This is a genomic window from Vibrio sp. 03-59-1, assembly GCF_013114135.1.
Taxonomy (GTDB): Bacteria; Pseudomonadota; Gammaproteobacteria; order Enterobacterales; family Vibrionaceae; genus Vibrio; species Vibrio cortegadensis.
In genome coordinates this window covers 261,798-276,323 of sequence record NZ_VTYA01000004.1, presented here as the reverse complement: position 1 = coordinate 276,323, position 14,526 = coordinate 261,798, and the positions used below count along the sequence as shown (strand labels likewise).

Genomic DNA, 14,526 nt, shown 5'->3' with positions numbered 1-14,526 from the left:
AAAGAACCGCTGTAAGTGTATGCTTGCAGCGGTTTTTTGCATTATGAGCTTTTATTTTACCTCTGCTGTTAATGCCTCTTCTCTCTCTGATTTTCCTCTTCGCTGTTATCTCGACATACAAATAACCACTGATAAATTAAGGATTTATGCATTTGATTTCATTTTAAATGTTTGGCATGTTGTCTTACCACCTGTTGATTTAATCTCTCTTTTAAAGCGGTACTAGAACGAAATGATTAACGGGTAAATCGCCATTAGCATGAGGCTGAATGGATTCTTTCATCAAAGGAGAAGATGATGAGCATAGAAACATGGATGTACTATTTACTTGCCGTTTTGATACTAACCGCATCCCCAGGGCCCAGTTCACTACTGTGTATGACCAAAGCGGTGAGTTCAGGTTTTAAGTTGTCGATCTTTACGGCCTTGGGAAGCTTAACCGCCATTACTGGAATTTTAACGTTGTCGTTTACCGGACTAGGGGTGCTAATTGCCTCATCTGAAATGGTGTTCAATATTGTTAAATGGACAGGGGCGGCTTACTTGGTTTACTTAGGTTGGAAAGCGTTGACCTCGACGCAAGAGTCTTATCAAATTGATGGTCAGGCTCAACCTGATAATGCGAAGCGCATCGCTCATTTTACGAGTGGTTTCATTGTCGGAGCCAGCAACCCTAAAGCCATTTTATTCTTTACCGCTCTTTTCCCACAGTTCATTGACCCTAACGCTTCATTGCTTGCTCAATATGCAGTATTTGCGACGACCTTTGCTTGTATGGAACTCTCTTGGCTGCTCTTTTATGCCTACCTTGGTTCTAAGTCCTCAAACTGGATATTAGCCAAAGGGAGAGCCAAGTTATTTAATAAGCTTACAGGCGGTGTATTTATGAGTGCAGGCATATTGCTTTCCACCACCAGTCGCTCTTAAACCCCTTACTCTTTAAGTTGTAGTGGATTCTTTAGATAATAGTGGATTCGATGTTGCTGCTTATGCTTAGCGGCAACATTTGTATTTATTGCTATGGTTAACCTCTAGTCAGCGTAAATTGTGATCATTGCCCTGCTTAGTCTCTAATAATTATATAAATAGGCATGATTAAACGTGTCGGCCAGATTTACACTGTGTTAATTCGATGTAATGAGAAAGGTTTAGGGATGCACACAAAGACTCACATACTGGTTGTTGATGATGATCAGGAGATCCGAGAACTACTCGAAGAGTATCTCACCAAGTCTGGATTTTTTGTGTCGTCTGTCAGTGATGGTGTGGAGCTAGCGCAAGCAATAGAAGTTAACGGTTATCCTGACCTGATTTTGCTTGATGTAATGTTACCGGGTGAAGATGGATTCACACTGTGTCAAAAAGTTCGAAAACACTCCAACGTTCCCATTATTATGCTGACAGCGGTGTCCGATGAGACCGATCAAATCATTGGTCTTGAAATTGGTGCTGATGATTATATCGCGAAGCCATTCAGCCCTCGTCAGTTAATGGCGCGAATAAAAGCCTTGCTACGTCGCGTTCAGGCTAGTGATGAGAAGCCGAGCGATGCACTTCCTAAGTTGATCACTTTTGGTGATTGGCAGCTCGATACTTTAGCGCATCGAATCATCAACCTTGAGAATAACGATGAGCATGACCTGTCAGGGAGTGATTTTTCTCTGTTGATGCTGTTTTTGTCGCGTCCTAATGAAGTCTTAGATCGAGACACCATCTCATTTGCGACTCGCGGCAGAGAAGCCTTACCGTTTGAACGCGGGATTGATGTTCAACTCAGTCGGTTACGTCAACGGTTGGGCGATAGCGGTAAATACCCTCATTATATTAAAACCATGCGTGGAAATGGCTACATTCTGGCGGTTCCAGTCAGTATTGAGCATTAACTTCTGATGTTAACCAACGGATGAGGAATTAACATGAAGCGCAAAGAGCCATTCAGTGTACTTCGCCCCAACTCTTTAGTGGCAAGAACCTTGTGGTTGACGCTTATTGCTGTGGTTCTGGCTCAAGGTGTGGCGACAGGAATTTGGTACCATCAGTCTAAACAGAAAGAGCTTGAGGGTATTCGTTCTACTTCTGCCAGTATGGCAAATATGTTTGCCTCAACCGTCACCTTTTTTCAGTCGCTTCCCGTAAAATATCGCCATATCGTATTGGACCAAATCCGAAATATGGGGGGCACTCGCTTCTTTGTCTCATTCAATAAAAACGAACTCATCGTTGAGCCGATTCCGGATACCCAATTGAAACTGGTCGCGATGGATTCAGTGAAACAAGTGCTGGAGAGTAAGCTCAATAAAGTGGAAACCGTGTTGGTTAACTTTTCACCCCCCGAAAAACTTCGCTTGTTGAAAAATGATATTTATCTTAGCGACCTCCCCAAGTCATGGGCGCACCACACTTTGACCTTAGAGCCATTGAACCCTCCTGTGCTGGTGGTTCAAATTCAGCTTGCCGAACATGAGTGGGTCTATATCGCGGCTTTACTTCCGGCTCCTTATGTCAGCTTAGATGACACCATTTTAGGGCGAGAACAGATGATGTTTTTGTTCTTCTCGACGATTTTGTTGTTAGTACTTACATACCTGATGATACGGCGTCAGGTGAGGCCATTAAAAAACCTAGCCAAAGCTGCGAATGAAATGAGTATGGATATCGATCAACCGCCATTACGTGAAGAAGGGGCGACAGAACTGGTCACCGCGACGCGTGCTTTTAATCGAATGCAGATGCGTATTAGGCGTTATGTGGCAGATAGAGAACATCTCTTTTCTGCGATCTCTCACGATCTCAAAACGCCTATTACTCGGTTGAGGTTACGAGCTGAATTGCTGGAAGATGAGGTAAAGCGAAACAAGTTCAATCGCGATCTTGATGAGTTAGAGATCATGGTGAAAGGGGCGTTGCAATGCGTTCGCGATACGGATTTGCATGAGAACAACGCCTATGTCGATCTCAATGACATGCTATTTTCGGTGATGGAATCCCATAATCAGAAAGCAACAAAGGTTGAGTTTGCTCGTACTGATATTGAACCGATTGTAGCGAAGCCTTTAGCGATTAAACGAGTATTAACCAACCTGATTGATAACGGTGTGAAGTATGGCCACCGAGTCAACGTAACGCTGGAAGAGTTCGATGACTGGGTCGCGATCACCATTACTGATCACGGCGAAGGGATCCCCGAAGATAAGTTAGAAGCCGTATTCGAACCTTATTTTCGGATTGCAACTGACAGTGAAGGTCATGGTTTAGGGCTTGGGATCTGCCGTAATATTCTTCATGGACATGGGGGAGATCTCATTATCAGCAACTCACTAAATAGCGGATTAATCGCGCAAGTCTTTATACCACGTAGTCTGGATGTCTAACGTAACAATTGTGTTACATAGGGCTTACCTTTTGTTTCAATCTTATCAATCAGATTAAGTAGACTCTCTATTGAACCGGACAAACATGGAAGAACATAATGAAACTCAATAAAACCCTACTTACTCTATCTCTTCTTGCAGCCTCAACATTCTCTCAAGCGGGTGAGGTGGAAGTGCTTCACTGGTGGACGGCTGGTGGCGAAGCGAAATCTGCAGCGGTACTGAAAGAGATGATTGAAACACAAGGCCATACCTGGAAAGATTTTGCAGTGGCTGGTGGTGGCGGTGAAAGTGCGATGACCGTTTTAAAAACGCGAGCAGTCTCTGGTAACCCACCATCTGCGGCGCAGATCAAAGGTCATGATATTCAAGAGTGGGGTGGCTTAGGTTTTCTAACGTCTCTCGATGCAACAGCGAAACAAGAAAAGTGGGATGATCTGCTACCAGCGGTTGTGACTAAAGTGATGAAATGGGATGGCGAATATGTGGCGGTTCCTGTCAACGTTCACCGTGTTAACTGGCTTTGGGCTAACCCTGTTGTCTTAGAAAAATCAGGTGTTACGGTTCCAACTACGTTAGATGAGTTCTTTGTCGCGGCAGACAAGATCAAAGCAGCAGGCTTCATTCCATTGGCTCACGGTGGTCAACCTTGGCAAGACGCGACGGTATTCGAAGCGGTTGCACTTGATGTTCTAGGCAGTGAAGATTACAACAAAGCGTTCGTTGATCTTGATATGGACGTGTTATCTGGCGACAAAATGGTGGAAGTATTCACCAAATTCAAAAAGATGCGTGACTACATCGACAGCAATTCTCCAGGTCGTGATTGGAACGTCGCAACTTCAATGGTTATCAATGGTGAAGCAGCGATGCAAATCATGGGTGACTGGGCGAAAGGCGAATTTACTGCGGCAGGCAAAGTGCCGGGTAAAGACTACATTTGTGCGCCAGCGCCGGGCACTGACGGCCAGTTTACCTTCAATATCGATAGCTTTGCGTTCTTTGAGTTAAGTGACAAAGAGAACCAAAAAGCTCAGCAAGATCTAGCAAAAACCATTCTTACTAAAGATTTCCAAGAAGTCTTCAACCTTAACAAAGGTTCAATCCCAGTACGTCTAGATATGGACATGTCTAAGTTTGACCAATGTGCGTTGGACTCAATGGCAACCTTTAAAGCAAGTGCTGAATCTGGCGACCTTGTTCCGAGTATGGCTCACGGCCTAGCGACGACAAGCTACGCTCAAGGCGCGATTTATGACGTGGTGACCAACTTCTTTAACGAGAAAAATGCCGATCCAAAACAAGCAGCCGCTAAGTTAGCGAAAGCAGTGAAAGCCGCTATCTAATCTAACTTGATAAGCAGTGACGAGCACGTGAGAGATGTATGTCTGCTTATTCCAAACCCCCAGGGTGGATAGGCTCGTAAGGAGTCTATCTACTCTTCATTCCCAATTCTGAAATGCGTGATGCTGATGTGGTGCCAAAAGGTAAACCATCGGTTCGATTGTGCAACAGGGATCAGTTATGGAGCATATTTTGACTAAGTCGACTCCAAAATCCACAAGGAACCAGCCTGCACCAAAGCCCAGTTTTGCTGACAGGTTACAACATTGGTTACCTAAAATAGTACTAGCGCCCACCGCGTTAGTGACCGTGGTGTGTATCTACGGCTATATTTTTTGGACGGCCGCGTTGTCGTTCACCAACTCTCGATTTTTACCCAGCTTTAACTTCGTTGGTTTAACTCAATATGAAAAGCTAATGGATAATGATCGCTGGATCACCTCAATCACCAATCTCGGTGTATTTGGTTTTCTATTCATGGCGATTGCTATCTTGCTTGGTGTTGGTTTAGCTGTATTGCTTGACCAGAATATCCGCCAAGAAGGGGCGATTCGTACTATCTATCTCTACCCTATGGCGCTGTCATTCATTGTGACAGGTACGGCGTGGAAATGGATTCTTAATCCGGGTCTTGGCATTGAAAAATTGATGCAAGATTGGGGATTTACTGACTTTAAATTTGACTGGTTAGTCGACTCTGAAATGTCGGTGTATACCTTGGTTATCGCGGCACTTTGGCAATCATCAGGCTTCGTGATGGCGATGTTCTTAGCAGGTCTGCGTGGCATCGATTTTTCAATCATCAAAGCGGCACAAATTGATGGGGCAAGCTTACCCACTATCTATCTTAAAATTATTTTACCTTGCTTGCGCCCAGTCGTTTTCAGTGCGGTGATCATCACGTCACACATTGCGATTAAGAGCTTCGACCTTGTGACCGCAATGACGGCAGGTGGCCCCGGTTATTCATCGGATCTTCCAGCGCTCTTCATGTACGCCCACTCCTTTACTCGTGGTCAAATCGGCCTTGGTGCTGCCAGTGCCATGATGATGCTTGCTGGTATTTTAGCGATTCTCGTGCCTTACCTTTACTCTGAACTTAGGGAGAAAAAGTCATGATGAACAACATTAACTTTACTCGAATGTTTATCTACTCGGCGCTGATTTTCTTCTGTTTAGTGTACCTAATGCCACTGTTTGTAATGGTACTAACTTCATTCAAAACCTTGCCTGACATTAAGGCGGGTAACTTGATGAGCTTGCCAAAAGAGTGGGTGTTTGATGCTTGGTATAAAGCGTGGGACACCGCTTGTACGGGTGTGAAATGTGAAGGTATTAAAGGCTATTTCTGGAACTCATTCCAAATGGTGATCCCAGCGGTCACGATCTCTACATTGCTCGGTGCATTCAATGGCTATGTGGTGACGAAGTGGCAATTCAGGGGTTCAAACTTGTTCTTTAGCTTGTTGCTCTTTGGCTGCTTTATTCCATTCCAAGTGGTACTGCTACCAATGGCAACCATGCTTGGCAAGATGGGTTTAGCCAACACAACCATAGGCTTGGTGATTGTACACGTGATCTATGGCATGGCGTTTACCACTCTGTTTTTCCGCAACTTTTACATCTCGATTCCCGATGAATTGATCAAGGCAGCAAAGCTTGATGGTGCAGGCTTCTTTACCATCTTCTTCAAGATTCTATTACCAATCTCCACACCGATCATAATGGTGACGGTGATCTGGCAGTTCACCGCAATCTGGAATGATTTCTTGTTCGGAGTAGTCTATTCGGGGGCAGAGACACAGCCGATCACCGTGGCATTAAATAACTTAGTCAACACCAGCACTGGCGTTAAAGAGTATAACGTCGATATGGCCGCCGCGATTATCGCCGCACTGCCAACGCTATTGGTGTATGTCTTCGCAGGAAAATATTTTGTTCGTGGTTTAACCGCCGGATCAGTAAAAGGATAATTATCATGGCGACATTAGATTTAAAGCAGATCCGTAAAACCTATCGCAACGCGGACAATGAAACACTTAAGGGCATCGACATTAGTATCGATTCGGGGGAATTTTTGATACTTGTCGGCCCTTCGGGGTGTGGAAAATCCACCTTGATGAATACCATTGCTGGGTTAGAGAGTATTAGCTCCGGCGAGATCATGATTGATGGTGTCGATGTAGCACAAGTTGAGCCGAAAGATCGTGATATTGCGATGGTGTTCCAGTCCTATGCGCTTTACCCAAATATGACGGTGCGAGGCAATATCGCCTTTGGGTTAAAAATCAAAAAAATGCCTAAAGATGAAATCGATGCAGAGGTCAATCGAGTGGCTGAAATGCTGCAAATTGATCAACTTCTGGATCGAAAACCGTCGCAACTTTCTGGTGGTCAGCGCCAACGTGTCGCGATGGGACGCGCTTTGGCTCGTCGTCCTAAGTTGTATCTGTTTGATGAGCCGCTTTCGAACCTGGATGCAAAGCTACGTGTTGAGATGCGTCATCAGATTAAACGTCTGCATCAGAAGCTCAATACTACGATTGTTTATGTAACCCATGATCAGATCGAAGCTATGACTCTGGCAGATCGCATCGCAGTAATGAAAGACGGTGAGCTACAGCAACTCGGTACGCCACAAGAGATCTACACCAAGCCAAACAACATGTTTGTGGCGGGCTTTATGGGGTCACCATCGATGAACTTCATCAAGACAATGGTAGATCTAGATGTCGAACAGAACCCAATCATTAAGGTGATAGGGACTGAAAACCAAGAGCACCATATTCGCTTACCACAATCGATGCGCGAGCAAGATGGCAAAGAGGTAGTGATCGGATTAAGGCCAGAACATATTACCGATCAAGCAGGGGATGATGTTTCCGCGTCTACCTTGCTTGACCTGAAATTAGAGGTTTTGGAACCCACTGGTCCAGATACTATCGCGATGGTGAAAGTGAACGATCAAGAGGTGGCTTGTCGTTTGTCTCCTGAGTTTGAAGTGGCCGTTGGACAAATGGCTTCATTGCACTTTGATTTATCAAAAGCGGTTTTCTTTGACGCACAAACTGAAGCGAGAATTGATTTCTAATTTGGAAGGTAAGCGGTAAATTGAATCAGAAGGCAACGTCGGAATTGAGATGTTGCCTTTTTTTGTTCTGCTGGGGCTAAGTTTTAAGTTTTAAGTTTTAAGTGCTAAGTGCTAAGTGCTTGGCCATGAACATTAACGGTTTAAACGGCTCGTTGGCAAATATGAGGGATATAGAGTTTTAGGTACGACTCCGTAAGACGAACCGCTTCATTGGCAAGTTCCGGTGTGATACAGCCGTGCTGACGATAAGATAATGAATAAATTTTATCAGCGACTTGTAACGAAATCGCAAACACATTGATGGGTTGCGATAATTGCGGAACGTCGAAGTACTGTCGATAAATCATCTCAACTTCATTACCCAGTATTAGATCGTGCTCAGTATCTGCATGGCCTAATTCGGTAAAAGTATGTCGTCCTAAAATCAACTTTCTCGCAATAGGGTTAGTGTTGTAATAGTTCACATAAGCTGTTTCAATCATGCGATTAATATCCGTCCAATGCGTCACTTTCTCGGCATCAATACACTGATGCAGCAAGGCGTCAAAATCCTTAAATACATCATCAAGCAAATTTTGGAACAGGTTTTCAATGTTTGGGTAGTGGTGATAGACGGTAGACGTTGCCATTCCGCACTCTTTCGCTACATCGTACATAGAGATATCTGTGGCTTCACGGCGTTCCATTAACTGGGCCACGGCATCATGGATTTTCAGTAGCTTCTCTTGCGTTGTTACTTTTCGCATACGACGGTGCTCACTATTATTGAAGCGGTCAAAAAACATAAAGGGTTGTGGGGAAAAAATCCATTCTATCAATCGGAAGTTTGACTCAGTACCTCTTTATGCCTTCCTCATGTTGGTTTTGCAAATACACAAAGTTAGAACACTATTGACGCTGAATATGTACTCTTTATTTGTTCCTCAAGTACACATAGAAAGAGGCGAATAAAATCCCCTTTACTGTATTGAAGTTTTCGCAGTGCATCGGGGATAAAAATCACAATTCGATGGCTGCTTTCGATTTCGCTTGGTAAGTTGTTCTTCCATCACATAATGCCGTAAGAATCATCAAATTCTTCAGATATGTGATCTTGAATTTGAAACTGGAACTTCAAAAAATAACCGTAAAAACAATTGATAAAAATCAAAGATTCCGGCGATGATGATTTTTTGTTCAATTTTTGTTGGGTTTATTTCATTTTTATTCAAGGTTCGTTTATCCAAAACCGATATTCAATTTTCATCCCAGTTCAACTTGTTGCTTTGCCGTTTAATTAATCCCGTATTAATCATTAAGGAATTAAGCGATGAGTAACGAAACGCAAGGAAAAATGGGGGTTACGGGAATTGCACTCTTTACATTGTGTGCAGTACTAGTAGTCGACACATTAACTGCGTCAGCCAGCATTGGTGTCAGTGCGATTGGTTGGTGGGTCTTAATGTTAATCTTCTTTGTGATCCCCTATGGGTTGATCACTTCTGAATTAAGTACAACATACCCAGGCGAAGGTGGTATTTACGACTGGGTAAAAGAAGCATTCAATTTTAAATGGGCGGTTAGAACAACGTGGTTCTACTGGATCAACGTTGGCTTATGGATGCCTGCGGTTTACATCATGTTTGCGGGAATGTTTGCCGAACTCTTTATGCCTGAGCTCTCTTTATGGGGCCAAATTGCTATTTGTATATTGCTCACATGGCTAACCGTTTGGATTTGTAATGTGTCTGCTGATATCGGTGTTTGGGTGACCAATATCGGTGCCGTCTTAAAAATAGTTGTCATCAGCACATTAGGTGTCGGCGGTTTTATTTATGCGATGAAAAATGGCGTAGCCAACGAATTTACCCTACCAGCAATGATGCCTTCGCTTGATTCTGCGGTCACTTTCTTACCCGCTATCGTATTTAATTTGATGGGCTTCGAACTGGTTGCGACCATGACAAAAGAGATGAAAGATGTACGCGACATGCCTAAAGCTGTCTTCCTTTCTATTGGTATCACTGCTTTCCTATACATTTTTGGTACTGTTGGCATCTTGATGGCTCTGCCAGTTGAAAGCATTGGTCTGGTTTCTGGTTTGATTGACACTTTTAGAACACTATTTGGTGAAGGTGCATTCGGTACGGCAATGGTTTATCTATTCGGTACATTCGCACTGTTAACTCTTATTGGCAACATGGTGAGTTGGACTATGGGTGCAAGCCGTGCCGCAGCGGAAGCCGCACAAGAGGGAGAGCTTCCAGCACCTGTCGCGAAAGTATCAGAGAAAGGCTCGCCAGTCGGAGCAAACAACATCACGGGTATGGTATCAACGGTTGTTATCTTGTCTTACGCACTGTTTGCACAAGGGAACGATGATCTGTTCTGGTCAATATTTGCTTTCTCAAGTTGTATTTTCCTACTGCCTTACTTGTTCATGTTCCCAGCGTACTTGAAGCTTCGCGTGGTAGATGGTGAACGTGAACGTCCATTCAAGGTGCCGGGTGGCATGGCGATGCAGTGGATTATGTCAATTGTCTGTTTTCTTGTGGTTTTCCAAGCGGTGGTACTTTTCATCTTCCCTGAAGCGTTAGATCTAACGGTAGCGGACTGGGGATACACAGGACCAGTTCTGATAGGCGTTATCGCGACCATCCTTATTGGGGAATGGATTCTACTTGGCGCGTTGAAACGTAAGAGAAAACAAGAAGTGACAGAAATACATCATCAAGATGCTCAAGCGTAATCTAGGAGAATGAGATCATGAAAAAAACATTAGATAGCACACCAAAAAATGACAATTTCAGAATGCCAGGTGAGCATGAGCCACATAATGAAATTTGGATGGCATGGCCGGAACGTACTGATAACTGGCGTGATGGGGCAAAACCTGCACAGAAAGTGTTTGTTGATGTCGCAAAGCAAATTAGCAAAAGCACACCAGTAACCATGCTTGCAAGTTCAGCTCAATACTATAACGCCGTGTCACGTCTGCCTGATGATATTCGCGTTTTGGAAGTGTCAACAGATGACTCTTGGATGCGTGATATCGGAGCAACATATGTCGTGAACGACCAAGGTGAACGTCGCGGTGTCGATTGGGAATTCAATGCCTGGGGCGGTTTAGTTGATGGGCTTTATTCACCATGGAATCGAGACAATCAAGTCGCTCAGAAGATGTGTGAGATTATCCGAGATTCTCGTTATAAAGCGCCAATTGTTTTAGAAGGCGGTTCTATCCACGTAGATGGTGAAGGGACGCTTTATACAACAGAAGAATGTCTACTTCATGAGAGTCGCAACCCTGAATTCAATAAAGAGGAGATCACCGCCGTACTTTGTGAACACCTCAATGTTGAGAAGATCATCTGGTTACCACATGGTTTATACAACGATGAAACCAACGGTCATGTCGATAATATTCTCCATGTCGTTAAGCCGGGTGAAGTCGTGCTGACGTGGTGTGATGACGAAAACGATCCTCAATATGCGATCAGCAGAGAAGCGTACGACAGCATCACCAGCCAAACCGATGCAAAAGGGCGCAACATCAAAGTTCATAAACTGCCAATGCCGGGCCCGCTATTTATGTCGGCTGAAGAAGCGGCAGGAATTGATATTGCAGAAGGGATGGAACGTGAAGCGGGTGAACGTTTAGCGGCTTCTTATGCCAACTACCTAATCACCAACAAGCAGATAGTCTTGCCACTGCTTGATGAACGATACGACAACGACGTAATTGCGATGTTAGAAAATATCTATCCGGGTTATGAGGTGAACGGTATCCCTGCGAGAGAAATCTTGCTTGGCGGTGGCAACATTCACTGCATCACTCAGCAGGTACCCAGAGTGTAACTATCGATTGAGCCATGAAAGTCAGTGGCATTGATAACTAAGAAATTAAATCCAAAACAATACATGAAACCGAATCGTCACGAGATCTACTCGAAAGAAAACGTGAACAACAATAAAAATAGGAACTTAAAATGAAATTACCTTCTTCTAGTGCAACTGAATTAAACAAATCAAACCTTGAACATATGGTGTCAATGAAAGACTTCTCTGTAGCAGAGATGGACAACATGATGGAGTTGATGACTCACTTAAAGCAGGCGCGAAAAGATAACGCGATTCCACAACTGTTCAAAGGCAAATCCGTTGGGATGATTTTTGAAGCGGGCTCAACTCGTACTCGTGTCTCTTTTGAAGTTGCGGCAACATTGCTAGGCGGCCACGCACTATTCTTGTCTCCAAAAGATATTCACCTTGGTGGTAAAGAGTCGATTGATGATACTTCACGCGTACTTTCTCGTATGTGTGACATCATCATGGCTCGTACTAACAGCCCTGAAACACTTGATGGTTTACTTGAAATGTCGACAGTGCCAGTGATTAATGGCCTCGATACTCGCTTCCATCCAACACAAATGTTGGCCGATCTTTTCACCATCAGAGAGCACATCACAGACGGACGTAAACTCTCAGATTTAACTTTGGCATTCATGGGCGATGCAACTGATGTATGTCGTTCATTGATGCTGACTTGTGCTAAGTACGGCATGGGCTTCAAGCAGATTGGTCCTAAAAAATACCACATGGAGCAAGAGTGGATCGATATGGCTCTGAACTTCTGCGAAGAGTCTGGCGGCACGATTGAAATTACAGACGATGTAGAACGAATCAGCGATTGTGATGTGGTGTACGGTGATAGCTTCTACTGGGTTACTCAAATGGATGAGAAGGAAGAGCGTCTTGCGGCATTTATGCCTCACTATGTGATCACCGAAGAGTTAATGGCGAAAGCTCGTCCTGGTGCGATGTTACTTCACTGCTTACCAGCAAATGATAAAGAGGAAGTGACTCGTGGCGCTCTAGAAAGTGAATACTCAGTGGCGTTTGATGAAGCAGAGAACCGACTAACGGCTCAAATGGCTATTTTGGTGTACTTCACTCATAAAGACGCGGTGATCCCAACGCAAGAGACGATTAAGCACCACGAAGATAAAATTAACGGCTTCTTAAAAACGTTATAACCGCCGTTGCTTTTAAGTGTAAAGAAAACAGCGCCACATAAATCGCCCCGTATTCATATCGAGTCACGGGGCGTTTTTTTGCGCGTTAGCGATAGGCCAGTGAAAAGAGGGTTCTATCTATGTCAAAAAGTTCCAAGCTGCGTAATGAAGACAAACTGGTTAAGAAGGCGCTTGATATTGGTGGGAAGATGGCAAAGATGCAAGGCTTTAACCTACCGCAGTCACCACAACCTGATAGAGTAAAAGCGATTTACCTGTTTTTGGTCGATGCCAAACAGATCACGCCGTTACCTGATGGCAAACTCGACGGTGCAAACATCAAGCACAGGTTGGCTCTTTGGGTTCATAATGCGTTGCCAGACAACGACCCTCTAAAGTAAAAGTTACCATGATGCAGCCATGTGTTCATTTGTGAAATCGACTACGTCATTGGACACAAAACTGTCCAATGATCACGGGTAAAGTAATTGGCGAACAAGTTAGTTGTACATTAGAGCTTTAATTTTGGTAATGCTTGTATCCGTTTCGACCTTGTTCCTTAACTTGATATAGTGCCCTGTCAGCTTCACGGAATATTTGAGTGAAGGAGTCTAGTGAATTGTTTGTGGTGGTCGCTCCAATACTCAATCTAATGGGGATTGCTTTGATAGACAGTGATTTCATTGCACTATTTTGAATGCGCTTCATGAGTTTAATCGCTTCATTTTCGGAAGTGTTTGGGCAGATAATCACAAACTCATCCCCACCCCATCGGCCTAAATAATCGGCTGCTCTGATGTTGTTTTTGAGGTGGTTTGTTACCGTTATTAGAGCTTTGTCTCCTAACAAGTGTCCGTATGTATCATTAAATTTTTTAAACTTATCGACGTCGATAATAAGAATAGACGTGTTTGATTGTGTCTTTTTACTTTTATCGAGTACAGATTGAGTGATGTGTTCAAGACCAAATTTATTATATGTACTTGTGAGTGGGTCCTTATTGAGTTGCTGCTTTTGATGCTTTAATCGAGAGTGAACGCCAATTGCTACCAAGGCTACTCCTGTTAATGCGAGTACATCACCGAATAAAAAATCAATTATTTGACGGTTATTTAACCAAGCATGCAACACTTGAACTTCTTCTATGCACTCAAAAGCTTTGTTCAACATGAATAACAAGAATCCGAACTTCTCAATAGGAATAAACGATTCATACCCACTAATGAATACAATCATCACGGCGATAAGAGTAGCGTACTGAAAAATGAAGCTAGTAAAATCTACTATGTGAAATAGCAGTAAGAATGAAGGAGTGATTAAACTTAAAAAGATAGCAATGAATTTATCCATACGACAGACAAGATACCTAAAATGTTCTATTTGGAGAGTGCTTTAGTGCTTATAAGTTTCGATAGCGATGTCGCAGCATGTAAACTTGAAATTATGAATGAAATATGTGTATAAGTTCACATTCATTCAGCATGAAGTTCGCCGCTTTCTATACCTCATTATTTTATTGGTGCAGATTTTAGTGGATGAGTAAACTTGGCCACTAGGTTAGAGGTGTTTGTAATACATTAAATAATCCATGAGATGATAATTTAGGAAAATGTGTAACTCAGAAATGTCCCCAGACTCTCTACAAACGATCGGCTCCAAGTGTGCCCAACTATTTCGAATTGAAATTCCCGAACTATCAAAAACATTAAGCTAATGAGACCTATTA

13 protein-coding genes are annotated in these 14,526 nt (G+C 43.5%); 11 read left to right on the top strand and 2 right to left on the bottom strand.

Annotated features, from left to right (window positions below; all coding sequences use genetic code 11):
• The first annotated feature begins 297 nt into the window (after window positions 1–297).
• From F0249_RS05980 to F0249_RS05950, 7 genes are all read left to right on the top strand, one after another.
• Window positions 298–927 carry a LysE family translocator gene (locus F0249_RS05980; RefSeq protein ID WP_171756140.1) on the top strand — a complete coding sequence of 210 codons (630 nt, stop codon included), beginning with the start codon at window positions 298–300 and terminating at the stop codon, window positions 925–927.
• A 227-nt stretch (window positions 928–1,154) separates the two neighbouring features.
• Window positions 1,155–1,883 carry a response regulator gene (locus F0249_RS05975; RefSeq protein ID WP_171756139.1) on the top strand — a complete coding sequence of 243 codons (729 nt, stop codon included), beginning with the start codon at window positions 1,155–1,157 and terminating at the stop codon, window positions 1,881–1,883.
• Window positions 1,884–1,916: 33 nt separating this feature from the next.
• Complete coding sequence (locus F0249_RS05970; RefSeq protein ID WP_171756138.1) at window positions 1,917–3,371, top strand: ATP-binding protein; 1,455 nt, start codon at window positions 1,917–1,919, stop codon at window positions 3,369–3,371.
• A 98-nt stretch (window positions 3,372–3,469) separates the two neighbouring features.
• Complete coding sequence (locus F0249_RS05965) at window positions 3,470–4,717, top strand: ABC transporter substrate-binding protein (protein ID WP_171756137.1); 1,248 nt, start codon at window positions 3,470–3,472, stop codon at window positions 4,715–4,717.
• A 178-nt stretch (window positions 4,718–4,895) separates the two neighbouring features.
• Window positions 4,896–5,834 carry a carbohydrate ABC transporter permease gene (locus F0249_RS05960; protein ID WP_171756136.1) on the top strand — a complete coding sequence of 313 codons (939 nt, stop codon included), beginning with the start codon at window positions 4,896–4,898 and terminating at the stop codon, window positions 5,832–5,834.
• The gene (locus tag F0249_RS05955; RefSeq protein WP_171756135.1) at window positions 5,831–6,688 is read left to right on the top strand and encodes a carbohydrate ABC transporter permease; all 858 of its coding nucleotides are present in this window, start codon (window positions 5,831–5,833) and stop codon (window positions 6,686–6,688) included. The genes F0249_RS05960 and F0249_RS05955 overlap by 4 nt, the downstream gene beginning before the upstream one ends.
• A 5-nt stretch (window positions 6,689–6,693) precedes the next feature.
• Window positions 6,694–7,806, top strand: a complete 1,113-nt coding sequence (locus F0249_RS05950; RefSeq protein ID WP_171756134.1) for an ABC transporter ATP-binding protein — start codon at window positions 6,694–6,696, stop codon at window positions 7,804–7,806.
• A gap of 140 nt (window positions 7,807–7,946) precedes the next feature.
• Here the strand turns inward: F0249_RS05950 and F0249_RS05945 are convergent, their stop codons facing one another.
• Window positions 7,947–8,552, bottom strand: coding sequence for a TetR/AcrR family transcriptional regulator (locus tag F0249_RS05945; RefSeq protein WP_029203448.1), 606 nt, complete (start codon window positions 8,550–8,552; stop codon window positions 7,947–7,949).
• Between the two features lie 563 nt (window positions 8,553–9,115).
• Here F0249_RS05945 and F0249_RS05940 point away from each other — a divergent pair.
• From F0249_RS05940 to F0249_RS05925, 4 genes are all read left to right on the top strand, one after another.
• Window positions 9,116–10,534, top strand: a complete 1,419-nt coding sequence (locus F0249_RS05940) for an APC family permease (protein WP_171756133.1) — start codon at window positions 9,116–9,118, stop codon at window positions 10,532–10,534.
• 17 nt (window positions 10,535–10,551) lie between these two features.
• Window positions 10,552–11,643 carry an agmatine deiminase gene (gene aguA, locus F0249_RS05935; protein ID WP_171756132.1) on the top strand — a complete coding sequence of 364 codons (1,092 nt, stop codon included), beginning with the start codon at window positions 10,552–10,554 and terminating at the stop codon, window positions 11,641–11,643.
• A 131-nt stretch (window positions 11,644–11,774) separates the two neighbouring features.
• On the top strand, window positions 11,775–12,821 hold the full coding sequence (argF, locus tag F0249_RS05930; protein WP_017053345.1) for an ornithine carbamoyltransferase: 1,047 nt from the start codon (window positions 11,775–11,777) through the stop codon (window positions 12,819–12,821).
• Window positions 12,822–12,940: 119 nt separating this feature from the next.
• Entirely contained in the window at window positions 12,941–13,201 is a 261-nt protein-coding gene (locus F0249_RS05925) for a DUF5062 family protein (protein WP_171756131.1), read from the top strand.
• A gap of 118 nt (window positions 13,202–13,319) precedes the next feature.
• Here the strand turns inward: F0249_RS05925 and F0249_RS05920 are convergent, their stop codons facing one another.
• Window positions 13,320–14,150: a GGDEF domain-containing protein gene (locus F0249_RS05920; protein ID WP_171756130.1), complete on the bottom strand. Its 831-nt coding sequence runs from the start codon at window positions 14,148–14,150 to the stop codon at window positions 13,320–13,322.
• Between the last annotated feature and the right edge of the window lie 376 nt (window positions 14,151–14,526).